Raw genomic sequence first — 22,187 nt, forward strand, 5'->3', positions numbered from 1 at the left:
ATAAGGAGGAACATCCTTTGATTGATGTCAATAAATTTGAAAGCATGCAGATCGGTCTGGCATCTCCAGACAAGATCCGTAGCTGGTCTTACGGTGAGGTAAAGAAGCCGGAGACAATCAACTACCGGACCTTGAAGCCGGAGAAGCAGGGTCTGTTTGATGAACGAATCTTTGGCCCAACTAAGGACTACGAGTGTGCTTGTGGAAAGTACAAGCGGATTCGTTACAAGGGTCGGATTTGTGACCGGTGTGGCGTCGAAGTTACCAGTTCCAAGGTTCGTCGTGAACGGATGGGCCACATTGAGCTGGCCGCTCCCGTTTCCCACATCTGGTACTTCAAGGGGATCCCAAGCCGGATGGGCCTGGTTCTGGACATGAGTCCACGCTCCCTGGAAGAAGTTATCTACTTTGCTTCCTACGTAGTACTTGATCCTGGTGATACCCCGCTGGAGAAGAAGCAACTGCTCTCTGAAGCCGAATACCGTGACAAGAAAGCTGAATTTGGCAACCGGTTCACCGCTGAGATGGGTGCCGCAGCTATCAAGAAGCTGCTCGCTGACGTGGATCTGGAGAAAGAAGCTAAGGAACTTAAGGAAGAATTAAAGGAAGCCACTGGTCAAAAGCGGACTCGGGCTATTCGGCGCCTGGACATCCTGGAAGCCTTCATTAAGTCTGGCAACAAGCCAGAATGGATGGTCATGGATGTTATTCCAGTTATGCCGCCTGATCTGCGGCCAATGGTTCAACTGGAAGGTGGTCGTTTCGCAACTTCTGACCTAAACGATCTTTACCGGCGGGTTATTAACCGGAATAACCGATTAAAGCGGCTGCTTAAGCTGCAGGCTCCTGGCATCATTGTGCAAAACGAAAAGCGGATGCTGCAGGAAGCCGTCGATGCCCTGATCGATAACGGTCGGCGGGGTCGTCCGGTTGCCGGTCCTGGTAACCGTCCGCTGAAGTCCCTATCCCACCTGCTCAAGGGTAAGCAGGGGCGGTTCCGTCAGAACTTGCTCGGTAAGCGTGTCGACTACTCTGGTCGTTCCGTTATTGATGTCGGTCCATCTCTGAAGATGAACCAGATGGGGCTGCCAGTACCAATGGCTCTTGAACTGTTCAAGCCATTCATCATGCACGAACTGGTTAAGCGGGGGCTGTCCGCCAACGTCAAGGCAGCCAAGCGCAAGATTGATCGGCGTGACGATGATGTCTTCGATGTATTGGAAGACGTTATTAAGGAACACCCAGTGTTGCTGAACCGGGCACCTACCTTGCACCGACTTGGTATTCAAGCCTTCGAACCAATTCTAGTTTCCGGGAAGTCCATGCGTCTACACCCATTGGTATGTACCGCCTACAACGCCGACTTCGATGGTGACCAGATGGCCATCCACGTGCCATTGTCTGATGAAGCTCAGGCCGAGGCCCGTTTGCTGATGCTGGCTGCTCACCATATTCTGAGTCCTCGTGACGGTGAACCAATCGTGTCACCATCACAGGATATGGTTATCGGTAATTACTACATGACCACCGAAGATAAGGGTCGTGAGGGCGAAGGAATGATCTTCAAGGATACCGACGAAGCTGAAATGGCCTACAAGAATGGTTACGTTTCCCTGCAGACTCGGGTTGGTGTTCAGGTTTCATCATTCCCTGACAAGCCATTTACCGACGAACAACGTGGTCGGATCATGGTAACTTCTGTTGGTAAGCTCCTTTTCAACCGGATCATGCCAAAGGACTTTGCCTACATTAATGAGCCAACCGATGCTAATATTCACGAAGGGGTCGACGACAAGTTCTTCCTCGAACCTGGTGAAGACATTCATGAATACCTCGAAAATGCACCACTGGTTCCACCATTCAAGAAGGGCTTCCTGTCCGACTTGATTGCCGAAGTTTACAAGCAGTACAAGGTTACTAAGACTTCTCAGTTCTTGGACCGGATCAAGGATCTTGGTTACTACGAATCTACTATTTCCGGCCTGACTACGGCTATGTCTGATATTCATGATTTGCCAGAAAAGCCAGAGATCATCAAGGATGCCCGTAAGCAGGTGGCCCTGATCACAAAGCAATTCCGTCGTGGTCTGATCACGGACGATGAACGGTACGAACGGGTTATTGCTGCCTGGAACGACGCCAAAGATGAAGTGCAGAACAAGCTGATTGAGCACATGGATATCCACAACCCAATCAACATGATGTCTGACTCTGGTGCGCGTGGTAACATTTCTAACTTTACCCAGCTAGCCGGGATGCGTGGTTTGATGGCCTCACCAAACGGTAAGATTATGGAGCTGCCAGTTCTGTCCAACTTCTACGAAGGACTGTCTGTTCTGGAAATGTTCCTGTCCTCTCACGGTGCTCGTAAGGGGATGACTGATACCGCCTTGAAGACTGCCAACTCAGGTTACTTAACCCGGCGGCTGGTCGATGTTGCCCAGGACGTTGTTGTTCGTGAGAAGGACTGTGGCACTGACCGTGGCCTTGAAGTTACCGCCATCACTAATGGTAACGAAATGATCGAACCACTGTATGATCGGATCATGGGTCGCTACACGATGAAGTCTGTTTTCGATCCAAAGACCGGCGAGAAGATTGTCGGCAAGAATGTTCTGATTGACGAAGATATGGCCCAGAAGATTGTTGACGCTGGGGTTAAGAAGGTAACAATTCGCTCTGCCTTCACTTGCAACACCGAACATGGTGTTTGTGAACGCTGCTATGGCCGGAACGCCGCTACTGGTGACCGGGTAGAAGCCGGTGAAGCCGTGGGGACGGTTGCCGCTCAATCAATTGGTGAACCAGGTACCCAGCTGACCCTGCGGAACTTCCACACTGGTGGGGTTGCCGGCAACGATGATATCACTCAGGGTCTTCCTCGTGTGCAAGAAATTGTGGAAGCGCGGAACCCGAAAGGTCGGGCAACAATCACCGAGGTAACTGGTGAAGTTGTTTCCATCGAAGAAAATCCTGCTGAACGGACCAAGGACGTTACTGTTAAGGGTGAAACCGACACTCGGACCTACACCCTGCCGATTACGGCACGGATGCGGGTTGCTGAAGGTGATTTCATCCACCGCGGAACGGCCCTTAACGAAGGTTCAATCGATCCAAAGGAACTGATTCGGGTTCGGGATGTTCTGTCCACAGAAACTTACTTGCTGGCTCAAATTCAGGGTGTTTACCGGATGCAGGGGATTGACCTGCTCGATAAGCACGTTGAAATCATGATTCGGCAGATGATGCGGAAGGTACGGGTCATGGATCCAGGTGACACCGACCTCCTGCCTGGTCAATTGATGGACATCAGTCAATTCCGTGATGCCAACAAGCCGACACTGTATGCTGGTGGTATTCCGGCAACTGCCCGTCCAGTTATCCTTGGGATTACCAAGGCAGCTCTTGAAACCAACAGTTTCCTCTCCGCAGCCTCCTTCCAGGAGACGACTCGGGTTCTTACCGACGCTGCTATTCGTGGTAAGAATGACCCGCTGGTTGGTCTGAAGGAAAATGTTATCATTGGTAAGATCATTCCAGCCGGAACTGGAATGCCAACTTACCGGAACATAAAGCCGAAGGAAGTCAATGTTGCTGCTTACTCCATTAAGGACCTTGAGGCCAAGATGAAGGAAGAAGACAAGCAGAACTAGGCTTGTGGATAAGTTAAAGAAGAGAGAGGCTGGTAAGTCGCTTACCGGCCTCTCTTTTGTTGTGAATGAGGTGTTTACTTGACCCAAAAATATCAAATTGAAATCCCGGAGGCAGCGCTGGATCAGACCGACTTTCAATCGGGAGACCAGCTGGCCCTGAGTGTTAATCACAAGCAGATTGATGTTCGGCCGGCACGAGTAATTGACCAGTTACCGCAGATCGCTTTCTGGTGGTATGCTCTACCGGCTGCGGTGGTCACTTTGCTCTTTTATGCTTTCTTTCGGCAACGAAATGCTGTTCATCCGATTCCGCTGACGGGCAGTGACTACTCCTTAGCCAACGGATCAATGTTTCTTGGGGTGATCTCGGGCCTGGTAATTTTTATCACTACCTTTATTGTGGAAAAGGTGAAGAAGGCTGGACCAACAAAGGACTTCTATTGGCGGAGTCTACCCCCGCTGGCAATTGCCTGTGGATTAATCATGGTCTTTTCCTTTTCGGCCTTCTTCTGGCTACTTGGTAAGATGTTTACAAATGCTAGCTTTGATCTCTACACGACGACAATCTTTGCCTTCGTGATCTTTGCCGCGGTGAACTACGTGATGATCAACTTGGCGATGACCCTGACCTCTAGTGTGGTTACCAACCTGTTAACGATTATGATTATCGGCGGGATGCTCTTCTCAATGCTAACTAACTCATCGCGAAATTGGTGGAAGCATAACTTCAGCTTCTTAGGGACTGCGGAGAATTCGGCTAGCCTCCAGTTCAATATCACCCTGATCTTCTCGGGCCTGTTGATGTTGACCCTGGTTGACTACCTGTTTGTCAACCTGCAGAAACGCTACCGGGGACCGCGGATACTGACACTGCGCTGGCTTCTGTACATGCTGTCAGCCTGCATTGCCTCGATTGGTCTCTTTCCCAACGATCCTCAGTTTCATGTTCTGCATGACCGGGTGTCAATGTGGCTGGTCTACATCATGCTGATCCTAATCGTACTGGTTCGCTGGATCTTGCCGGAGGTTACCCGACAGTTCCTGACCCTCTCTTACATCATGGGGGGGGCTGATGGGATTGGAGTACATTGTCTTCAAGCTTAGTGATTACCTATCACTGACGGCTTTTGAGCTGCTTGAGTTCGGCCTAGCTTTCTCCTGGCTGTTACTGTTACTTCAGAATATTGAAAATCTGGCCCGCTTCGGTCATAATCTTTTTCTGGTGAGGATTACTCCGGTTGGGGATAAAACTAAATAAGTAATGAAATTGGTCACGGTACGTTTACCGTGGCTTTTTTAGTAGCTGATGACGATTAGGGTGGCTAGACAAAGAGCCGGCAGAAAGGGTAAACGCTCTTGATGACTGTGGAAAAAGGCGAGGAGGGTACCTAAGCAGGCAAGCAGAATGATCAAAACTGTGGATTCAATCTCAAACGTTAAGAGGAGGACAGCAATGAAGAGAACATCCCCGCCACCGAGTCCATGAAAGCGGGTGACCATAATGGTGAGCAGGCCGAGGAAGAGCAAATCGGAGAGCAGCGTTGTTAGACTTGGCCAGGTCCAGTTAGGGATAATTAGGGGCAGGGGGAGAAGAGCAATTAAGCTGAGCGGATACAGGTAGCCGTGGTAGTAGTCACAGCTGGCGATGAAGAGGAGGGCTTGGATGACTAGGACCACTAGGAAACTGTGGAAAAGTTCAGGGTCGCTAAGCCGCCAGGCGAAGAAACCGCTGGCTAGTTCACATAAGGGATTATAAACTGCAATGCGTTGACGGCAGAAGTGACAGTGCCCGCCCTGAACGATCCAGCCGAGGAGGGGGATCAGCTGCCACCAGGCAAGGGGATGGTGGCAACGGTCACAGTAGGAACGCGGCGGCGACCAGGGAGACTGATCGTTACCGATGCGCTGGGCGCAAAGGACAGTGAACGAGGCGAGACAGACAGTGAGAATAATAGTGAATGACTTGGTAAGCATGGCAAAAACCTCCTATAATAAACGAACGTGGTTTATAGTAATTGGCGCCAAAATAAATCTGGTGATCACGTTGACATTCATTTGGGGACGTGATAGTCTATTTAAGGTGCTTTTTTAGCAACGGAGTGTCTGTCGTTGGGCAGACTTTTGCGTCAACGAAGGCACGACAATCTAATAACCATCCAGCAATTTTTTTATTCATCAAAAAGAACCACCTGGATGTGTGGACTTAAAACAAGGAAGGGGAAAAATTATGCCAACCATTAACCAATTGGTACGTAAGGGCCGTAAGAGCCACAAGGGCAAGTCAAAGTCACCAGCTCTTGGCTATGTTTACAACACGTTTAAGAAGGAAGAAGTTAAGGTACCAGCTCCACAAAAGCGTGGGGTTGCTACCCGTGTTGGTACCATGACTCCTAAGAAGCCAAACTCAGCGCTGCGGAAGTACGCCCGTGTACGTCTTTCCAACCTGATCGAAGTTACTGCTTACATTCCTGGTATTGGTCACAACCTCCAAGAACACTCAGTTGTTTTAATTCGTGGTGGTCGTGTTAAGGACTTGCCAGGGGTTCGTTACCACATCATCCGTGGTACCCTCGATACTGCCGGTGTTGAAGGCCGGATGCAATCACGGTCCAAGTACGGTACTAAGAAGCCTAAGAAGTAATTTTTAAGGAGGAGTTAAGTAATGCCACGTAAAGGACATGTACAAAAGCGTGAAATTTTACCAGATCCAGTGTACAACTCAAAGCTGGTTACAAGCTTAATCGACCGTTTGATGGTTGATGGTAAGCGTGGGACTGCTACGAAGATTTTATACGCAGCGTTCGACCAAATTAAGGAAGAAACTGGTAACGATCCAGTTGAAGTTTTCCAACAAGCTATGGAAAACGTTATGCCTGTTCTTGAAGTTAAGGCTCGTCGTGTTGGTGGTTCTAACTACCAAGTTCCGATCGAAGTTCGTCCAGAACGGCGGACCACGTTGGGCCTTCGTTGGATTGTTCAATACGCACGGCTGCGTGGTGAACACACCATGGTTGAGCGTCTTTCCCGTGAAATCATCGATGCTTCCAACAACACTGGTGCTTCCGTTAAGAAGCGTGAAGACACTCACCGGATGGCAGAAGCTAACCGGGCCTTTGCACACTACCGCTGGTAATCATCGGCAATTGAAACCAGTTGCCTGACTGGTTACAATAAAGGGGTGACGTAGTTGATTGATAACCGTCATCCCTTTTTCTAAAAATGACGATTATAAGATATTATCTTTCGGAAGGAGATACACTTTAAGATGGCTAACAAACGTGAATATCCACTTGCTAAGACGCGTAATATCGGTATCATGGCCCACATCGATGCCGGTAAGACGACTGCCACTGAGCGGATTCTTTACTACACCGGTAAGATTCACAAGATTGGTGAAACCCACGATGGTGCTTCACAAATGGACTGGATGGATGAAGAAAAGGAACGTGGTATCACCATCACGTCCGCTGCTACCACAGCCGTTTGGAAGGATTACCGTATCAACATCATCGATACCCCAGGACACGTGGACTTCACTGTCGAAGTTGAACGTGCATTGCGGGTGCTTGATGGTGCCGTAACGGTCCTCGATGCCCAAGCCGGTGTTGAACCACAGACCGAAACAGTTTGGCGTCAAGCCGACCAATTCAACGTTCCACGGATCGTCTTTGCTAACAAGATGGACAAGGTTGGTGCCAACTTTGACTACTCTGTTCAAACGATCAAGGACCGTCTGAACGTTACCCCACTGCCAATCCAAATGCCAATTGGTGCTGAAGATACCTTCTCTGGGGTTGTTGACCTGGTTAAGATGGTTGCCTACGTTTATGACGAAGATAAGCTGGGTACCAACTGGGACACCGTTGATATTCCGGATGACATGAAGGATGAAGCCCAAAAGCGTCACGAAGCAATGATCGAAACGCTGGCGGACATTGATGATAACATTATGGAAAAGTACCTTGAAGGTGAAGACATTTCCGTTGACGAAATCAAGGCTGCTATCCGTAAGGGAACCCTGGAAGAAAAGCTTTTCCCTGTACTGGCTGGTTCTGCCTACAAGGATAAGGGTATCCAAATGATGCTTGATGCCGTTATCGACTACCTGCCATCACCACTTGATGTTAAGCCATTCGTTGCTCATGATGCTGATGGGAATGAAGTTGAACTGACTGCCGGTGATGACAAGCCATTTGCTGCCCTGGCCTTCAAGATTGCCACCGACCCATTTGTTGGTCGTCTGACCTTCTTACGTGTTTACACCGGTTCCCTGCAATCCGGTTCATACGTTCTGAATGCCACTAAGGACAAGCGTGAACGTATCGGTCGTCTGCTTCAAATGCACTCTAACCAACAGCACGAAATCCCAGAAGTATTCTCTGGTGATATCGCCGCTGCGATCGGTCTGAAGAACACCACTACTGGTGACTCCCTGACCGACCCTGATCACCCATTACAACTTGAATCCATGGACTTCCCTGACCCAGTTATTCAGGTTTCCGTTGAACCAAAGTCAAAGGCTGACCAGGACAAGATGGACAAGGGTCTGCAAAAGCTGGCTGAAGAAGACCCAACCTTCAAGGCAGAAACGAACCCTGAAACTGGTGAAACTCTGATTGCCGGGATGGGTGAATTGCACCTGGACATCATTGTTGAACGTCTGCGTCGTGAATTCCACGCCGAAGTTACTGTTGGTAAGCCACAAGTATCCTACCGTGAAGCATTCACTAAGAAGGCTTCTGCACAAGGTAAGTTCGTTCGTCAATCTGGTGGTAAAGGTCAATACGGTGATGTATGGATCGAATTCACGCCGCTTAAGGAAGGGGAAGGCTTCGAATTCGAAGACGCCATCGTCGGTGGTGTTGTTCCTCGTGAATTCATTCCGGCCGTTGAACAAGGTCTGAAGGAAGCTATGCAAAATGGTGTCCTGGCCGGCTACCCATTGGTTGACATGCACGCTAAGCTCTACGATGGTAGTTACCACGAAGTCGATTCCAGTGAAGCGGCCTTCAAGGTTGCTGCATCTCTCGCCCTGAAGAATGCGGCTAAGAAGGCTGACCCAGTTATCCTTGAACCAATCATGAAGGTTGATATCGTTGTTCCACAAGACAACATGGGTGACGTTATGGGTCAAGTAACTGCTCGTCGTGGGACGATCGATGGGATGGAAGAACGTGGAAACGCTCAACTGATCCACTCATTTGTTCCACTGTCAGAAATGTTCGGTTACGCTACTGCCCTGCGTTCTGCTACCCAGGGTCGTGGTACCTTCACGATGACTTTCGATCACTACTCAGCTGTTCCTAAGTCAGTTCAAGAAGACATCATTAAGAAGAATGGTAAGGGTAACGACTAATTCGCTACCGTGACCATAATAAGGAAGATCGGTTTTGACCGATCTTTTTTATTTTTAAATTTAAAATGGTGGCGGTTGTCGGTTGTCCTGGTTACCAAGATGATTATTCACGGAATACATGTCGGATACTGATTGTTATTGTGATCCTATCGGCGATTAACCGTGATCTGATTACATCTATCCGTACCCAGATTTAGTTTATATAGGAGAACAAAATCGTCGACGGTGAATTTAGTCTATTGCTATTGATTTTTAAAGTTTTTATGAGGAAATTACTCTTATATTGAAAACGATTTTACTTTACAGAAAGATTTCAATCAAAATTAATTGCATTAAACACTTGATATGACAACGATTCTTTAGTATTATGGATAGGTGCTTGAGCGTTGGCGGGTAGATTTGCCCTACCCCCATAGGAGTTTAAGCTGCGAAGCGTTGATGCGGAAGGTTGCGACACACCCGGCCGCTTTGCCACAGGATGTGGCGGTAATTTCCGCGGAGCTAGTCAAATTTTAAATCTGACGAAGGAGGGAACATAATGGCAAAACAAAAGATTCGTATTCGGTTAAAGGCTTATGAACACCGTATTCTTGACCAATCTGCTGATAAGATTGTTGAAACCGCTAAGCGGACAGGTGCTCAAATTTCAGGTCCGATCCCGTTACCAACTGAACGGACTATCTACACGGTTATCCGTTCACCACACAAGTTCAAGAAGTCTCGGGAACAATTTGAAATGCGGACCCACAAGCGTTTGATCGATATCATCGACCCTACGCCAAAGACGGTTGACTCATTAATGAAGCTCGACCTGCCAAGTGGTGTTGACATCGAAATCAAGTTGTAATTATTTCTTACTTTATTAAAATAAAAACATTAAATTGGAGGTGTACTCATGGCCAAAGGAATCTTAGGTAAAAAGGTTGGAATGACTCAAGTCTTCACTGACAACGGTGAATTGGTTCCAGTTACTGTTATCGATGTAACCCCAAACGTTGTTATGCAAATCAAGACTGTTGAAAACGATGGCTACAATGCCGTTCAACTCGGTTTTGACGATAAGCGCGAAATCTTGAGCAACAAGCCTGAACAAGGTCATGCAGCAAAAGCAAATACGACCCCTAAGCGCTTCATCGGTGAAATCCGTGACGCTGAATTAGGGGATGACATCAAGGTTGGAGACGAAGTTAAGGCTGACGTCTTCTCTGAAGGTGAAACCGTCGACGTTACGGGTGTTACCAAGGGTCATGGTTACCAAGGTAACATTCACAAGGACAACCAATCACGTGGTCCAATGGCTCACGGTTCTCGTTACCACCGTCGTCCAGGTTCTCTGGGTGCAATCATTAACCGGGTATTCAAGGGTATGAAGCTCCCAGGCCGGATGGGTAACAAGACTGTTACTATGCAACACTTGAAGGTTGTTAAGGTTGACCTCGACAACAATGTATTACTGATCAAGGGTAACGTTCCTGGCGCTAACAAGTCATACGTTACGATTAAGAACTCTGTGAAGGCAAACACCAAGAAGAGCCTGAGCAAGCAACACAACAAATAATAAGAAAGGAGGAAGTAAATAATGACTAGCGTTAATTTGTACAAGCAAGATGGTAGTCAAAACGGCACCATTGAACTGGACGCAGCAGTATTTGGCGTTGAACCAAATCAAAACGCTGAATTCGATGCAATCCTGCGTCAACGTGCTTCATTACGTCAAGGTACTCACGCTGTTAAGAATCGTTCTGCAGTTAGCGGTGGTGGTAAGAAGCCATGGCGTCAAAAGGGTACTGGTCGTGCTCGTCAAGGATCAATCCGTTCACCACAATTCCGTGGCGGTGGTATTGTCTTTGGCCCAACTCCACGTTCCTACAAGTACAGCCTTCCTCGTAAGGTTCGTCAACTGGCTATTAAGTCAGCTCTCTCCCAAAAGGTACTGGACGACAGCTTAGTAGTTGTTGACTCCCTGAACTTCGATGCACCGAAGACAAAGGACTTTGCAGCTGCCTTAGATAACTTGAAGGTTGCCGAAAAGGCACTGATCGTTGTTACTGACGATGACAAGAACGCTGCTTTATCTGCGCGCAACCTGGCTAATGCGTCTGTTGTTACGCCAGCCGGTGTTAACATCTTAAACGTTGTTGACGCTCAGAAGGTTGTCATCACTAAGTCAGCTCTTTCTCAAGTAGAGGAGGTGCTCGCATAATGGAAGCACGTGAAATCATTTTACGTCCTGTTGTCACTGAAGCCTCAATGGCTGGCATGGACGACAAGCGTTACACGTTCGATGTTGATTTACGAGCAACCAAGACGCAAGTCAAGAACGCAGTTGAAGAAATCTTCGGCGTTAAGGTTGTTAAGGTAAACATCATGAACATCAAGGGTAAGAAGAAGCGTCAAGGTCGTTACGTTGGCTACACTAAGCGCCGTCGCAAGGCTATTGTTACGCTCTCTGCCGATTCTGATGAAATCAAGCTGTTCAACGACAACAGTGAAAACTAATCATTAAAAAAAGGAGGAAAACACAGTGGGAATTCGTAAGTACAAACCTACTACTAACGGTCGCCGGAACATGAACGGTTACGACTTCGCGGAAATCACGAAGAACACCCCTGAAAAGTCATTGCTGGCACCATTGAAGAGTACTGCTGGTCGTAACAGTTACGGTCACATTACTGTTCGTCACCGTGGTGGTGGAGTTAAGCGTCAATACCGGATCATTGACTTCAAGCGGATCAAGGATGATGTTCCTGCAACTGTTAAGGCCATTGAATATGACCCTAACCGGACTGCTAACATTGCATTGCTTGGTTACGCTGATGGTACCAAGTCATACATCATCGCTCCTAAGGGCTTGAAGGTTGGTATGACTGTTCAATCTGGTCCAGATGCTGATATCAAGGTTGGTAACGCTCTTCCATTGAAGAACATTCCAGTTGGTACTGTTATTCACAACATTGAATTAAAGCCAGGTAAGGGTGGCCAACTTGCTCGTTCAGCTGGTGCATCTGCACAACTGCTTGGTAAGGAAGAAAAGTACGTCTTAGTTCGTCTCTCATCCGGTGAAGTTCGGATGGTTCTGGCTACCTGCCGTGCCACGATTGGTACCGTTGGTAATGATGAACACGCCCTGTTAATCAAGGGTAAGGCTGGTCGTACGCGTTATGCAGGTCAACGTCCACACGTTCGTGGTTCTGTAATGAACCCTAACGATCACCCACATGGTGGTGGTGAAGGTAAGCAACCTGTTGGTTTACCATCACCTCTGTCTCCATGGGGTAAGAAGACCGTTGGTAAGAAGACCCGTTCACACAAGGCTCGTTCAAACAAGTTCATTGTTCGTGGTCGGAAGCGCGGTCCACATACTCGTTAATTTACGTTTTATTACCCGAGAGGAGGTACACTAAATGGGTCGTAGTTTGAAGAAGGGACCTTTCGCTGACGCTTCATTATTGAAGAAGGTCGAAGCTCAAAAAGATTCCGAAAAGAAGACTGTCATCAAGACATGGTCACGTCGTTCAACCATTTTCCCAAGCTTTATTGGTTACACTTTTGCTGTTTACGATGGTCGGAAGCACGTACCAGTTTACGTTCAAGAAGACATGGTTGGCCACAAGTTAGGTGAATTCGTACCAACGCGGACTTTCCATGGTCACGCTACCGATGACAAGAAGACTGGTAAGTAAGGAGGGTGAATTAATAAATGGCTGAAAACATTACATCCGCTAAGGCAACTGCCAAGATGGTTCGGGTTGCACCCCGGAAGGCTCGTCTTGTGTTAGATGCAATTCGCGGCAAGAGTGTTGCCGAAGCATTTGCTATTCTGAAGTTCACCAGCCGCGGTGCCGCTTCAGATGTTGAAAAAGTATTAAATTCTGCTGTTGCAAACGCTGAAAACAACTTTGACTTAGATCGTGCATCTTTGGTTGTTAGCGAAGCTTATGCGAACGAAGGACCAACCTTAAAGCGGTTCCGTCCACGTGCAAAGGGTTCTGCTTCACCAATTAACAAGCGGACTAGTCACATCACAGTGGTTGTTACAGAACGATAGGAGGAATGAATAGTGGGTCAAAAGATCAATCCTAATGGTTTTCGTGTCGGAGTCATTCGCGATTGGACTGCAAAGTGGTACGCTGACAAGAACTTTGCCGACTATCTGAACGAAGACCTTCGGATCCGTAAGTACATTGAAAAGCGACTTGCTGATGCCTCTGTATCAACCGTTGAAATTGAACGTGCCGCTAACCGCGTTAACGTTTCAATTCACACTGCCAAGCCAGGAATGGTTATCGGTAAGGGTGGTTCAGAAGTTGAAGCACTTCGTAAGGAATTAAACAAGTTAACTGGCAAGCGTGTCCACATTAACATTGTGGAAATCAAGAAGCCAGACTTGGATGCACACCTTGTTGGTGAAAGCATTGCTCGTCAACTGGAAGCGCGGATTGCCTTCCGTCGTGCAATGCGTGGAGCAATGCAACGTGCAATGCGTGCCGGTGCTAAGGGTATCAAAACCCAAGTTGCTGGTCGTCTGAACGGTGCTGATATGTCTCGGGTTGAATCATACTCAGATGGTACTGTTCCGCTTCACACACTCCGTGCAGACATTGATTACTCTTGGGATGAAGCTAACACTACTTACGGTGTTCTCGGTGTTAAGACTTGGATCTACCGTGGTGAAGTTCTTCCTGCCAAGAAGAATGAAAATGACGATGAACAAGGAGGGAAGTAAAACATGCTAGTACCAAAGCGAGTAAAGCACCGTAAGGTTCAACGTGGTCACATGCGTGGTGAAGCCAAGGGTGGCAAGACGGTTACCTTTGGTGACTACGGTTTGCAAGCCCTTGATTCTCACTGGATCAGCAACCGTCAAATCGAAGCTGCCCGTATCGCCATGACCCGTTACATGAAGCGTGGTGGGAAGGTTTGGATCAAGATCTTCCCTCAACTTTCCTACACCAGCAAAGGTGTTGGTGTCCGGATGGGTAATGGTAAAGGTGCTCCAGAAGGCTGGGTTGCCCCAGTTAAGCGCGGCAAGGTTATGTTCGAAGTAGGGGGCGTTTCTGAAGAAGTCGCTCGTGAAGCTTTGCGTCTTGCCGGTCACAAGTTGCCAGTTCGCACTAAGATCGTACAACGTGAGGAAGTAGGTGGACAATCTAATGAAAAGTAAAGATTACGTACAAGAACTGAATGGATTAACCACTGACAAGCTACTTGACCGTGAGAAGGAATTGAAGGAACAATTGTTTAACTTACGTTTCCAGTTAGCAACCGGCCAATTGGAAAACACTGCAAGTCTGAAGCAAGTACGTAAGGACATTGCACGGGTTAAGACAGTTCTTCGTCAACAACAATTAAACAAATAAGAATACGAAAAGGAGGATTAGCGCATGAGTGAAGAACGTAATGCACGTAAGGTTTACCAAGGCCGCGTTGTTTCTGACAAGATGGATAAGACCATCACTGTCGTAGTTGACACTTACAAGAGTGCCCCTGTCTACGGCAAGCGTGTACGTTACTCAAAGAAGTACTACGCACATGACGAAAACAACGAAGCTAAGACCGGCGACACTGTACAAATCATGGAAACTCGGCCACTGTCAGCTAAGAAGCGTTTCCGTCTTGTAAAGATTGTCGAAAAGGCTGCTACCCTTTAATTAGCAGATAACTCTTAAATTCGTATTCTAATTCTTATTTGTAAATGGAAGGAGGACCTAACCGTGATTCAACAGGAAAGTCGGTTGAAAGTCGCTGATAACTCCGGTGCGCGCGAAATCTTAGTTATCAAGATTTTGGGTGGTTCCCGAGTTAAGACTGGTAATATTGGTGACATTATTGTTGCTACTGTAAAGCAGGCAACACCAGGTGGCGTTGTTAAGAAGGGTGACGTTGTTAAGGCCGTTGTCGTACGGACTAAGCATGGTCTGCACCGTAAGGATGGTTCATACATCAAGTTTGATGAAAACGCTGCTGTTTTGATTAACAATGATAAGAGCCCTAAGGGTACCCGTATTTTTGGCCCAATCGCTCGTGAGCTCCGTGGTGATGACTTCATGAAGATCGTCTCACTCGCTCCAGAAGTTCTGTAAGATTTAACCAAGAATAAGGAGGTGCACAATCAACATGTTCATTAAGACAGGTGACAAAGTTCGCGTTATTGCCGGCAAGGACAAGGGCAAGGAAGGTAGCGTTAAGAAGATCTTAGCTGCTGAAAACCGTGTTGTTGTTGAAGGCATTAACAAGATCAAGAAACATCAAAAGCCAAACAACGCTAACCCAAATGGTGGTGTTATCGATACTGAAGCCCCAATCAATGCTTCAAACGTAATGCTGATTGATCCTTCAACTAACGAACCAACTCGGGTCGGTTACAAGTTTGTTGATGGTAAGAAGGTTCGCGTTGCCAAGAAGTCAGGCAAGACCCTCGACTAATATTGGAAGAAAGGAGGAATAACGACTAATGGAAAACCGTTTGAAAGCTAAATACGAAAGCGAAATTCGCCCAGCCTTAATTGAAAAGTTCAACTACTCTTCAGTTATGCAAGCACCAAAGATTGACAAGATTGTTTTGAACATGGGTGTTGGTGATGCTACTACCAACTCAAAGAACCTCGATGAAGCCGTTGAGGAACTTGGCCTTATCGCTGGTCAAAAGCCATTGATTACCAAGGCTAAGAAGTCTATCGCCGGCTTCCGTCTTCGTGAAGGTATGGCAATTGGTGCCAAGGTTACCCTGCGTGGTGAACGGATGTACGATTTCTTGGACAAGTTGATCAACGTTGCTCTGCCACGGGTTCGTGACTTCCACGGTGTAAGCAACAAGGCCTTCGATGGTCGTGGTAACTACACTCTCGGTATTCGTGAACAATTAATTTTCCCAGAAATTGATTACGACAAGGTAAATCGTGTTCGTGGTTTGGATGTTGTAATTGTAACAACTGCTCAAAGTGATGAAGAATCACACGAATTACTTGCCAAGCTCGGCATGCCATTTGCTAAATAAAGGAGGTTCCACAAATTGGCTAAAAAATCAATGATTGCTAAGTGCAACCGTCCCGCTAAGTTCTCAAGTCGTGAATACACACGTTGTGCTCGTTGTGGACGTCCGCACTCAGTTTACCGTAAATTCCACCTATGCCGGATTTGCTTACGAGAACTTGCCCACAAGGGACAAATTCCTGGTTTGAAGAAGGCTAGCTGGTAAACAAATCACCGACAAAAGGAGGAAAACATCGATGTCTATGAGTGATCCAATTGCAGATTTCTTAACTCGTATTCGTAACGCTAACATGGCTCAACACGAATCAGTTGAGGCACCTGCATCAAAGATGAAGAAGGACATCGCTGAAATCTTGAAGAACGAAGGTTTCATTCGCGATGTTGAATATGTTGACGATAACAAGCAAGGCATCATCCGTGTATTCTTGAAGTACGGAAACGACGGCCAACGCGTTATTTCCGGTTTGAAGCGGATTTCAAAGCCTGGTTTGCGCTCATACGTTAAGGCCGACGCTGTGCCAAAGGTTCTTAACGGATTAGGTATTGCCATTATCTCAACATCTGAGGGTGTTGTGACTGACAAGGTTGCTCGCGCCAAGAACATTGGTGGCGAAGTTATCGCCTACGTTTGGTAATATTAATAATTAGTTAGGAGGTGTACGCATGAGTCGTATTGGTTACAAGGAAATTGACCTGCCAAAGGGCGTTGAAGTATCACAAGATGGTAACGTGGTAACTGTTAAGGGTCCTAAGGGTACTTTATCTCGTGAAATCTCACCATTGATTAAGATGACCGTTGCCGACAACGTTGTTAAGTTTGATCGTGATGGCGATTCCAACAAGTTAAAGATGATCCACGGTACTACCCGGGCTAACGTTAACAACATGGTTGAAGGTGTTGTTGATGGTTACAAGAAGGTTCTGAAGCTCGTCGGTGTTGGTTACCGTGCACAATTCAAGGGCAACAAGCTGATCTTGACTGTTGGTTACTCCAACCCAGTTGAAATTGACAAGCCTGAAGATGTTGACATCAAGGTGCCAGACAACACCACGATCGAATTGAGCTCAATCAACAAGGAACACCTTGGTGATTTTGCTGCGCAAGTTCGTGCCGTTCGTTCACCTGAACCATACAAGGGTAAAGGTATTCGTTACGAAAACGAACACATCATCCGTAAGGAAGGTAAGACTGGTAAGTAATCTGATTAGGTTATTAGACCAGCAATTCATAATTAACATAAAATATTCAATAAGAGGTGACTATTGTGATTTCTAAACCAGATAAGAACAAGATCCGTCAACGCCGTCACATGCGCGTTCGCGGTAAGATTTCTGGTACTGCGGAGCGCCCACGCTTAAGTGTTTACCGTTCAAACAAAAACATTTACGCTCAATTAATTGATGACGTAAAGGGTGTGACGCTCGCTAGTGCCTCCACAATGGACAGTGAAGTTAGTGGTAAGACAAAGACTGAGCAAGCTAGTGGTGTTGGTGCATTGATCGCCAAGCGTGCTATTGCCAAGAACATTAACAATGTTGTCTTCGATCGTGGTGGATACCTTTACCACGGCCGTGTCGAAGCCTTAGCTGACGCTGCTCGTGAAAACGGACTTAAATTCTAAAGAGAAGGAGGAATAACCTGCAATGACATCATCAGAATTCATTGATCCAGCAAAGTTGGACTTAGACGATCAAGTTGTTGCCATCAACCGGATTACCAAGGTTGTTAAGGGTGGTCGCCGGATGCGGTTTGCTGCCTTAGTAATCGTTGGTGATCGGAAGGGCCATGTTGGTTTCGGTACTGGTAAGGCTCAAGAAGTTCCGGAAGCTATTCGGAAGGCTCAAGCTGCTGCTGAAAAGAACTTGATCACTGTGCCAATCGTTGGTACGACTATTCCACACGAAGTTATCGGTGTATACGGCGGTGGAAAGATCATGTTGAAGCCAGCCGTTGAAGGTTCCGGAGTTGCTGCCGGTGGTGCGGTACGTAACGTTATGGATCTTGCTGGTGTAGCTGATGTTACTTCAAAGCGTCTTGGTTCCAACACTCCTGTTAACGTTGTTCGTGCAACGTTTGAAGGTTTGAAGCAATTGAAGAGTGCTGAAGAAGTTGCCAAGCTTCGTGGCGTTTCAGTTGACCACTTGGCAGAATAAGGAGGGCACTAATTATGGCTAAAGTTAAAGTTACCTTAATCCACAGTGTTGCCCACCGTGAACCAACCCAACGTAAGACCGTTAAGGCATTGGGTCTGGGCAAAATCGGCAGTTCTAACATCCTGCCAGATAACGCCGCAACACGTGGTCAAATTTTCAAGGTTGCACACTTAGTTTCTATTGAAGAAGTTAAGTAATTACAATTAAATAATAAGGAGGTGCCTAGTAAATGAAGTTAAATGAATTGAAGCCTGCAGAAGGTTCTCGTTCAAAGCGTCTTCGTAAGGGTCGTGGCCTTTCATCCGGTCATGGTTTTACTTCCGGACGTGGTACGAAGGGTCAAAAGGCTCATGGTAAGACTCGTCTGGGCTTTGAAGGGGGCCAAATGCCACTCTACCGGCAAATCCCAAAGCGTGGTTTTACCAACATTAACCGTAAGGAATACGCTATTGTTAACTTGACTGCATTGAACAAGTTCGATGACGGTACTGAAGTTACTCCACAAGTCCTGATGGAAAGCGGCTTGGTCAAGAACTTGAAGAGCGGTGTTAAGGTTCTTGGTAGTGGTAAGCTTGAGAAGAAGTTAACTGTTAAGGCTAACAAGTTTTCCGCTTCCGCAGTTTCTGCAATTGAAGCTGCCGGTGGTAAAACTGAGGTGATGTAATTTGTTCAAAGCCGTCAAGAATGCACTTGGGGTTAAGGACATTCGTAAGAAGATCCTGTTTACCCTGTTTGTGCTGATTGTTTACCGGATTGGGGCGGCTATCACTGTTCCTGGAGTTAATGCTGCTGCACTGCAGGAGATTTCCTCGACCGGGTTAGCATCGATCCTCAATACTTTTAGTGGTGGTGGATTGGAGAACTACTCATTGTTTGCGATGGGGGTATCTCCATACATCACTGCTCAGATTGTTGTTCAACTGCTGCAGATGGATATCGTTCCGCGGTTTGTTGAATGGAGTAAGCAAGGTGAAGTTGGACGGCGAAAATTGAATCAAGCGACTCGGTGGTTGACGATTGTACTGGGCTTTATTCAGTCGATTGGGATTACTGCCGGGTTTAATGCCTTGAGTTCAATCCACTTGGTTAATCACCCGGGGGTTCAGACCTATCTGACCATCGGGTTGATCTTGACCGCTGGTACAATGTTTGCTACTTGGATGGGTGATATGATCACGGAACGGGGCCTCGGTAACGGGGTTTCCGTAATCATCTTTGCCGGGATCGTTGCACAGATGCCGGGTGGAATTCGGCAACTCTGGGATGATCAAATTGCAGGTGAATCTGGTTCCGCCCTCTGGATGGGAATCGGCTTCATCGCCTTAGTAGTTATTGCATTAGTTATTATTGTGGCATTCGTTACCTGGGTTCAACAGGCCGAGCGGCGGCTGCCAATTCAATATACTCGTCGGACAACCACTTCACCATCAAGTAGTTATCTACCATTGAAGATTAACGTTTCTGGAGTTATTCCAGTTATCTTTGCCGGATCCTTCATTTCGACGCCGCAGACCATTCTGATGGCGTTTCAACAGAATCACGGGGGAGATACCTGGTACCAAGTTATGTCAACGATCTTTAACATGCAGTCTGGACCGGGGATTACCCTTTACATTCTGCTGATTGTTGTCTTTACCTTTTTCTACGCCTTTGTTCAGGTTAATCCCGAAAAGTTGGCCGAAAACTTGCAGAAGCAAGGCAGTTACATTTCAGGTGTTCGTCCTGGAAAGGGCACGCAAGATTATGTTTCGTCACTGTTAATGCGTTTGAGTACGGTTGGTTCACTATTCCTGGGCCTGATTTCGTTGATCCCATTGGTTGCAAGTAATGTTTGGAACCTCAGTCAATCAATCGGTCTTGGTGGTACTAGTTTACTGATCATTGTCCAAATCGCATTGGACTTGGTTCGGCAATTGAACGGTTTAACAATGAAGCGTGAATACATCGGATTTATTCGCGAACCTGAAGGAGGAAATGGTAAATGAGTATGAATCTTGTTTTAATGGGTTTGCCCGGCGCTGGTAAGGGTACCCAAGCTCAGAAGATTGTGGAAGACTTCGATATTCCTCACATCTCAACCGGTGACATTTTCCGGGCGGCGATCAAGAACGAAACGCCGATGGGGCTCGAAGCTAAGAAGTACATTGATAAGGGTGAACTTGTTCCAGACGAGGTCACTAACGGTATCGTTAAGGAACGGTTAGCTCAAGACGACACCAAGAACGGCTTCATGCTTGATGGTTTTCCTCGTAATCTTAACCAGGCAGCAGCCTTGGATAAGATGTTAGCAGAGAGTGACCGTCACTTAGATGCAGTCATCAACATCCACGTTGAACCGGATGTGTTGGTTGAACGTCTGAGTGGCCGGTTCATCTGTCGCAACTGTGGTGCAACTTACCACAAGGTTTACAACCCAACCAAGGTTGAAGGTACTTGTGATGTTTGTGGCGGCCACGAATTCTACCAACGTGACGATGACAAGCCGGCAACGGTTAAGAATCGTCTTGATGTTAACATCAAATTGAATACACCACTGGTAGATTACTACCAAAAGCAAGGCGTTTTGCACACGATCGATGGCCAACAGGACATTGACAAGGTTTACGACGACGTCAAGAAAGTGCTCAATAACCTTTAATCTGGGTTATGCCTTGCGAAGTGCGGCTAGTTATGCTAAACTAGGCAAGGTTTATCTAGCTGACAGTGGGAAGTGACCGCACTTTCCACCGTTTTTACGTAATTTTCTTGATTAGGCAAGGAGGAACCATTCCGTGGCAAAAGCCGATGTGATTGAAGTAGAAGGTAAAGTTACCGAGACTTTGCCTAATGCGATGTTTAAAGTTGAACTGGAAAATGGAGCTGAGATCTTAGCTCACGTCTCCGGTAAGATTCGGATGCACTACATCAAGATCTTACCTGGTGACCGGGTTAAGGTTGAAATGTCCCCTTATGACCTGACTAAGGGTCGGATCACGTTCCGGTTTAAGTAGTAGTTAACAGGAACTCTCTAGGAGGATTTAATAATGAAAGTAAGACCATCAGTCAAGCGGATGTGCGAGCACTGCAAGATCGTTAAGCGTCATGGACGTGTTATGGTTATTTGCTCTGCAAACCCTAAGCACAAGCAGCGTCAAGGTAAGTAATAAAATTAATTAAGAACGGAGGTGCAATAAATGGCTCGTATTGCAGGTGTCGATTTACCTCGTGACAAGCGTATCGTAATCGGCTTAACTTATATTTACGGTATTGGTGATTCTCGTGCAAAGAAGATCCTTGAAAATGCCGGTGTTTCAGAAGACATTCGTGTTCGTGATCTGACTCCAGATCAAGAAGAAAAGATTCGTGCACAAGTCGACCAGATCCAAGTGGAAGGTGACTTGCGTCGTGAAGTTTCCATGAACATCAAGCGGCTCCAAGAAATTGGTTCATACCGTGGTATGCGTCACCGTCGTGGTTTGCCTGTTCGTGGTCAACACACGAAGAACAACGCCCGGACTCGTAAGGGTAAGGCTGTTACCATCGCAAACAAGAAGAAGTAATTAGATTTTATTAAAAAAGGAGGTTAGTACTAGATATGGCAACCAAAAAGGGTACGCGTAAGCGTCGTGCAAAAAAGAATGTTGAAACTGGTGTTGCCCACATCCACTCAACGTTCAACAACACTTTGATCATGATCACTGATGTTCAAGGTAACGCTGTTGCTTGGTCATCAGCCGGTGTTTTAGGCTTCAAGGGTAGTCGTAAGTCTACACCATTCGCTGCTCAAATGGCATCAGAAGCTGCTGCTAAGCAAGCAATGGAACACGGTATGAAGACTGTTGAAGTTGAAGTTAAGGGTCCAGGTTCCGGTCGTGAATCTGCCATCCGTGCTCTTCAAGCAACTGGTTTGGAAGTTACTGCTATTCGTGATGTAACTCCAGTCCCACACAATGGTTCTCGTCCTCCAAAGCGTCGTCGTGTTTAATTGACAGTGTTGGTATTTGCCAGCGATTGCCTTTTCGTCTCAAATGCGAACCACGTTTTGAAAGGGG

General features: G+C 47.0%; 32 protein-coding genes and 1 pseudogene. 32 read left to right on the plus strand and 1 reads right to left on the minus strand.

All coding sequences use genetic code 11. The features are described from left to right. Positions 1-17: 17 nt before the first annotated feature. The gene (gene rpoC / locus CK797_RS04290) at positions 18-3,653 is read left to right on the plus strand and encodes a DNA-directed RNA polymerase subunit beta' (RefSeq protein WP_104688561.1); all 3,636 of its coding nucleotides are present in this window, start codon (positions 18-20) and stop codon (positions 3,651-3,653) included. Positions 3,654-3,731: 78 nt separating this feature from the next. Then, positions 3,732-4,911, plus strand: a pseudogene (locus CK797_RS04295) (ABC transporter permease). Between the two features lie 38 nt (positions 4,912-4,949). Here CK797_RS04295 and CK797_RS04300 read toward each other — a convergent pair. Further along, positions 4,950-5,627: an A24 family peptidase gene (locus CK797_RS04300; protein WP_104688562.1), complete on the minus strand. Its 678-nt coding sequence runs from the start codon at positions 5,625-5,627 to the stop codon at positions 4,950-4,952. Positions 5,628-5,880: 253 nt separating this feature from the next. Here CK797_RS04300 and rpsL point away from each other — a divergent pair, with 253 nt between their 5' ends. The 30 genes from rpsL (at position 5,881) to rpsK (ending at position 22,120) form a co-directional block, all read left to right on the plus strand. After that, complete coding sequence (gene rpsL, locus CK797_RS04305; RefSeq protein WP_057805858.1) at positions 5,881-6,294, plus strand: 30S ribosomal protein S12; 414 nt, start codon at positions 5,881-5,883, stop codon at positions 6,292-6,294. A gap of 21 nt (positions 6,295-6,315) precedes the next feature. Next, positions 6,316-6,786, plus strand: a complete 471-nt coding sequence (gene rpsG / locus CK797_RS04310; protein WP_057805856.1) for a 30S ribosomal protein S7 — start codon at positions 6,316-6,318, stop codon at positions 6,784-6,786. Between the two features lie 132 nt (positions 6,787-6,918). Next, positions 6,919-9,009, plus strand: coding sequence for an elongation factor G (gene fusA / locus CK797_RS04315; RefSeq protein WP_104688563.1), 2,091 nt, complete (start codon positions 6,919-6,921; stop codon positions 9,007-9,009). Between the two features lie 538 nt (positions 9,010-9,547). Next, entirely contained in the window at positions 9,548-9,856 is a 309-nt protein-coding gene (gene rpsJ / locus CK797_RS04320; RefSeq protein WP_104688564.1) for a 30S ribosomal protein S10, read from the plus strand. Positions 9,857-9,904: 48 nt separating this feature from the next. Continuing rightward, on the plus strand, positions 9,905-10,567 hold the full coding sequence (rplC, locus tag CK797_RS04325; protein WP_104688565.1) for a 50S ribosomal protein L3: 663 nt from the start codon (positions 9,905-9,907) through the stop codon (positions 10,565-10,567). A 21-nt stretch (positions 10,568-10,588) separates the two neighbouring features. Beyond that, complete coding sequence (gene rplD, locus CK797_RS04330) at positions 10,589-11,212, plus strand: 50S ribosomal protein L4 (protein WP_104688566.1); 624 nt, start codon at positions 10,589-10,591, stop codon at positions 11,210-11,212. Then, positions 11,212-11,508, plus strand: coding sequence for a 50S ribosomal protein L23 (gene rplW / locus CK797_RS04335; RefSeq protein WP_104688567.1), 297 nt, complete (start codon positions 11,212-11,214; stop codon positions 11,506-11,508). The genes rplD and rplW overlap by 1 nt, the downstream gene beginning before the upstream one ends. A gap of 25 nt (positions 11,509-11,533) precedes the next feature. Next, the gene (gene rplB, locus CK797_RS04340) at positions 11,534-12,379 is read left to right on the plus strand and encodes a 50S ribosomal protein L2 (RefSeq protein ID WP_104688568.1); all 846 of its coding nucleotides are present in this window, start codon (positions 11,534-11,536) and stop codon (positions 12,377-12,379) included. Between the two features lie 34 nt (positions 12,380-12,413). Continuing rightward, on the plus strand, positions 12,414-12,692 hold the full coding sequence (gene rpsS / locus CK797_RS04345) for a 30S ribosomal protein S19 (protein WP_057805838.1): 279 nt from the start codon (positions 12,414-12,416) through the stop codon (positions 12,690-12,692). A 17-nt stretch (positions 12,693-12,709) separates the two neighbouring features. Continuing rightward, complete coding sequence (gene rplV / locus CK797_RS04350) at positions 12,710-13,057, plus strand: 50S ribosomal protein L22 (protein WP_104688569.1); 348 nt, start codon at positions 12,710-12,712, stop codon at positions 13,055-13,057. A gap of 12 nt (positions 13,058-13,069) precedes the next feature. Then, entirely contained in the window at positions 13,070-13,735 is a 666-nt protein-coding gene (gene rpsC / locus CK797_RS04355) for a 30S ribosomal protein S3 (RefSeq protein WP_057805834.1), read from the plus strand. 3 nt (positions 13,736-13,738) lie between these two features. Further along, entirely contained in the window at positions 13,739-14,173 is a 435-nt protein-coding gene (gene rplP, locus CK797_RS04360) for a 50S ribosomal protein L16 (RefSeq protein ID WP_104688570.1), read from the plus strand. After that, positions 14,163-14,369, plus strand: a complete 207-nt coding sequence (rpmC, locus tag CK797_RS04365; protein WP_057805829.1) for a 50S ribosomal protein L29 — start codon at positions 14,163-14,165, stop codon at positions 14,367-14,369. Before rplP ends, rpmC begins: the two co-directional genes overlap by 11 nt. A 24-nt stretch (positions 14,370-14,393) precedes the next feature. After that, the gene (gene rpsQ, locus CK797_RS04370) at positions 14,394-14,660 is read left to right on the plus strand and encodes a 30S ribosomal protein S17 (RefSeq protein WP_057805827.1); all 267 of its coding nucleotides are present in this window, start codon (positions 14,394-14,396) and stop codon (positions 14,658-14,660) included. Positions 14,661-14,723: 63 nt separating this feature from the next. After that, on the plus strand, positions 14,724-15,092 hold the full coding sequence (rplN, locus tag CK797_RS04375; protein ID WP_003714461.1) for a 50S ribosomal protein L14: 369 nt from the start codon (positions 14,724-14,726) through the stop codon (positions 15,090-15,092). A 34-nt stretch (positions 15,093-15,126) separates the two neighbouring features. Beyond that, on the plus strand, positions 15,127-15,435 hold the full coding sequence (gene rplX, locus CK797_RS04380) for a 50S ribosomal protein L24 (protein WP_057805826.1): 309 nt from the start codon (positions 15,127-15,129) through the stop codon (positions 15,433-15,435). Positions 15,436-15,463: 28 nt separating this feature from the next. Then, complete coding sequence (rplE, locus tag CK797_RS04385) at positions 15,464-16,006, plus strand: 50S ribosomal protein L5 (protein ID WP_104688571.1); 543 nt, start codon at positions 15,464-15,466, stop codon at positions 16,004-16,006. Positions 16,007-16,021: 15 nt separating this feature from the next. Then, positions 16,022-16,207 carry a type Z 30S ribosomal protein S14 gene (locus CK797_RS04390; RefSeq protein ID WP_003664547.1) on the plus strand — a complete coding sequence of 62 codons (186 nt, stop codon included), beginning with the start codon at positions 16,022-16,024 and terminating at the stop codon, positions 16,205-16,207. A 31-nt stretch (positions 16,208-16,238) separates the two neighbouring features. Next, positions 16,239-16,637, plus strand: a complete 399-nt coding sequence (gene rpsH, locus CK797_RS04395) for a 30S ribosomal protein S8 (protein ID WP_057805823.1) — start codon at positions 16,239-16,241, stop codon at positions 16,635-16,637. A 28-nt stretch (positions 16,638-16,665) separates the two neighbouring features. Beyond that, positions 16,666-17,202: a 50S ribosomal protein L6 gene (rplF, locus tag CK797_RS04400; RefSeq protein WP_104688572.1), complete on the plus strand. Its 537-nt coding sequence runs from the start codon at positions 16,666-16,668 to the stop codon at positions 17,200-17,202. Positions 17,203-17,258: 56 nt separating this feature from the next. Continuing rightward, a complete protein-coding gene (gene rplR / locus CK797_RS04405) occupies positions 17,259-17,624 on the plus strand; it encodes a 50S ribosomal protein L18 (protein ID WP_318531294.1) in 366 nt (121 codons plus the stop codon). A gap of 22 nt (positions 17,625-17,646) precedes the next feature. After that, positions 17,647-18,156 (plus strand): 30S ribosomal protein S5, encoded by a 510-nt coding sequence (rpsE, locus tag CK797_RS04410; RefSeq protein WP_104688574.1) that lies wholly within the window; start codon positions 17,647-17,649, stop codon positions 18,154-18,156. 14 nt (positions 18,157-18,170) lie between these two features. Further along, on the plus strand, positions 18,171-18,353 hold the full coding sequence (gene rpmD / locus CK797_RS04415; RefSeq protein WP_047767366.1) for a 50S ribosomal protein L30: 183 nt from the start codon (positions 18,171-18,173) through the stop codon (positions 18,351-18,353). Positions 18,354-18,385: 32 nt separating this feature from the next. Then, complete coding sequence (rplO, locus tag CK797_RS04420; RefSeq protein ID WP_057805816.1) at positions 18,386-18,820, plus strand: 50S ribosomal protein L15; 435 nt, start codon at positions 18,386-18,388, stop codon at positions 18,818-18,820. A gap of 1 nt (position 18,821) precedes the next feature. Further along, positions 18,822-20,141, plus strand: a complete 1,320-nt coding sequence (secY, locus tag CK797_RS04425; RefSeq protein ID WP_104688575.1) for a preprotein translocase subunit SecY — start codon at positions 18,822-18,824, stop codon at positions 20,139-20,141. After that, positions 20,138-20,794, plus strand: a complete 657-nt coding sequence (locus CK797_RS04430; RefSeq protein ID WP_057805812.1) for an adenylate kinase — start codon at positions 20,138-20,140, stop codon at positions 20,792-20,794. Before secY ends, CK797_RS04430 begins: the two co-directional genes overlap by 4 nt. Positions 20,795-20,927: 133 nt before the next feature. Then, on the plus strand, positions 20,928-21,146 hold the full coding sequence (infA, locus tag CK797_RS04435) for a translation initiation factor IF-1 (RefSeq protein ID WP_003664537.1): 219 nt from the start codon (positions 20,928-20,930) through the stop codon (positions 21,144-21,146). Positions 21,147-21,179: 33 nt separating this feature from the next. Then, positions 21,180-21,299 (plus strand): 50S ribosomal protein L36, encoded by a 120-nt coding sequence (gene rpmJ, locus CK797_RS04440; RefSeq protein ID WP_003714521.1) that lies wholly within the window; start codon positions 21,180-21,182, stop codon positions 21,297-21,299. Positions 21,300-21,329: 30 nt separating this feature from the next. Beyond that, the gene (gene rpsM / locus CK797_RS04445) at positions 21,330-21,695 is read left to right on the plus strand and encodes a 30S ribosomal protein S13 (RefSeq protein WP_057805809.1); all 366 of its coding nucleotides are present in this window, start codon (positions 21,330-21,332) and stop codon (positions 21,693-21,695) included. 35 nt (positions 21,696-21,730) lie between these two features. Next, positions 21,731-22,120, plus strand: a complete 390-nt coding sequence (gene rpsK / locus CK797_RS04450) for a 30S ribosomal protein S11 (protein ID WP_003716676.1) — start codon at positions 21,731-21,733, stop codon at positions 22,118-22,120. Positions 22,121-22,187 lie beyond the last annotated feature (67 nt).

Source organism: Limosilactobacillus pontis (genome assembly GCF_002940945.1).
Taxonomy (GTDB): Bacteria; Bacillota; Bacilli; order Lactobacillales; family Lactobacillaceae; genus Limosilactobacillus; species Limosilactobacillus pontis_A.

Bases quoted from the DNA above. Each gene is read 5' to 3' on its own strand.
- rplV (WP_104688569.1), top strand. From the start codon at position 12,710: ATGGCTGAAAACATTACATCCGCTAAGGCAACTGCCAAGATGGTTCGG.
- rpsH (WP_057805823.1), top strand. From the start codon at position 16,239: ATGTCTATGAGTGATCCAATTGCAGATTTCTTAACTCGTATTCGTAAC.
- rplD (WP_104688566.1), top strand. From the start codon at position 10,589: ATGACTAGCGTTAATTTGTACAAGCAAGATGGTAGTCAAAACGGCACC.
- rpsL (WP_057805858.1), top strand. From the start codon at position 5,881: ATGCCAACCATTAACCAATTGGTACGTAAGGGCCGTAAGAGCCACAAG.
- rpsG (WP_057805856.1), top strand. From the start codon at position 6,316: ATGCCACGTAAAGGACATGTACAAAAGCGTGAAATTTTACCAGATCCA.
- rpsK (WP_003716676.1), top strand. From the start codon at position 21,731: ATGGCAACCAAAAAGGGTACGCGTAAGCGTCGTGCAAAAAAGAATGTT.
- fusA (WP_104688563.1), top strand. From the start codon at position 6,919: ATGGCTAACAAACGTGAATATCCACTTGCTAAGACGCGTAATATCGGT.
- rpsE (WP_104688574.1), top strand. From the start codon at position 17,647: ATGACATCATCAGAATTCATTGATCCAGCAAAGTTGGACTTAGACGAT.
- rpsQ (WP_057805827.1), top strand. From the start codon at position 14,394: ATGAGTGAAGAACGTAATGCACGTAAGGTTTACCAAGGCCGCGTTGTT.
- rplW (WP_104688567.1), top strand. From the start codon at position 11,212: ATGGAAGCACGTGAAATCATTTTACGTCCTGTTGTCACTGAAGCCTCA.
- rplF (WP_104688572.1), top strand. From the start codon at position 16,666: ATGAGTCGTATTGGTTACAAGGAAATTGACCTGCCAAAGGGCGTTGAA.
- rpsJ (WP_104688564.1), top strand. From the start codon at position 9,548: ATGGCAAAACAAAAGATTCGTATTCGGTTAAAGGCTTATGAACACCGT.
- rpsS (WP_057805838.1), top strand. From the start codon at position 12,414: ATGGGTCGTAGTTTGAAGAAGGGACCTTTCGCTGACGCTTCATTATTG.
- rpmD (WP_047767366.1), top strand. From the start codon at position 18,171: ATGGCTAAAGTTAAAGTTACCTTAATCCACAGTGTTGCCCACCGTGAA.
- CK797_RS04430 (WP_057805812.1), top strand. From the start codon at position 20,138: ATGAGTATGAATCTTGTTTTAATGGGTTTGCCCGGCGCTGGTAAGGGT.
- rpmC (WP_057805829.1), top strand. From the start codon at position 14,163: ATGAAAAGTAAAGATTACGTACAAGAACTGAATGGATTAACCACTGAC.
- CK797_RS04300 (WP_104688562.1), bottom strand. From the start codon at position 5,627: ATGCTTACCAAGTCATTCACTATTATTCTCACTGTCTGTCTCGCCTCG.
- rplE (WP_104688571.1), top strand. From the start codon at position 15,464: ATGGAAAACCGTTTGAAAGCTAAATACGAAAGCGAAATTCGCCCAGCC.
- rpsM (WP_057805809.1), top strand. From the start codon at position 21,330: ATGGCTCGTATTGCAGGTGTCGATTTACCTCGTGACAAGCGTATCGTA.
- rplO (WP_057805816.1), top strand. From the start codon at position 18,386: ATGAAGTTAAATGAATTGAAGCCTGCAGAAGGTTCTCGTTCAAAGCGT.
- rplC (WP_104688565.1), top strand. From the start codon at position 9,905: ATGGCCAAAGGAATCTTAGGTAAAAAGGTTGGAATGACTCAAGTCTTC.
- rplX (WP_057805826.1), top strand. From the start codon at position 15,127: ATGTTCATTAAGACAGGTGACAAAGTTCGCGTTATTGCCGGCAAGGAC.
- rplP (WP_104688570.1), top strand. From the start codon at position 13,739: ATGCTAGTACCAAAGCGAGTAAAGCACCGTAAGGTTCAACGTGGTCAC.
- rpmJ (WP_003714521.1), top strand. From the start codon at position 21,180: ATGAAAGTAAGACCATCAGTCAAGCGGATGTGCGAGCACTGCAAGATC.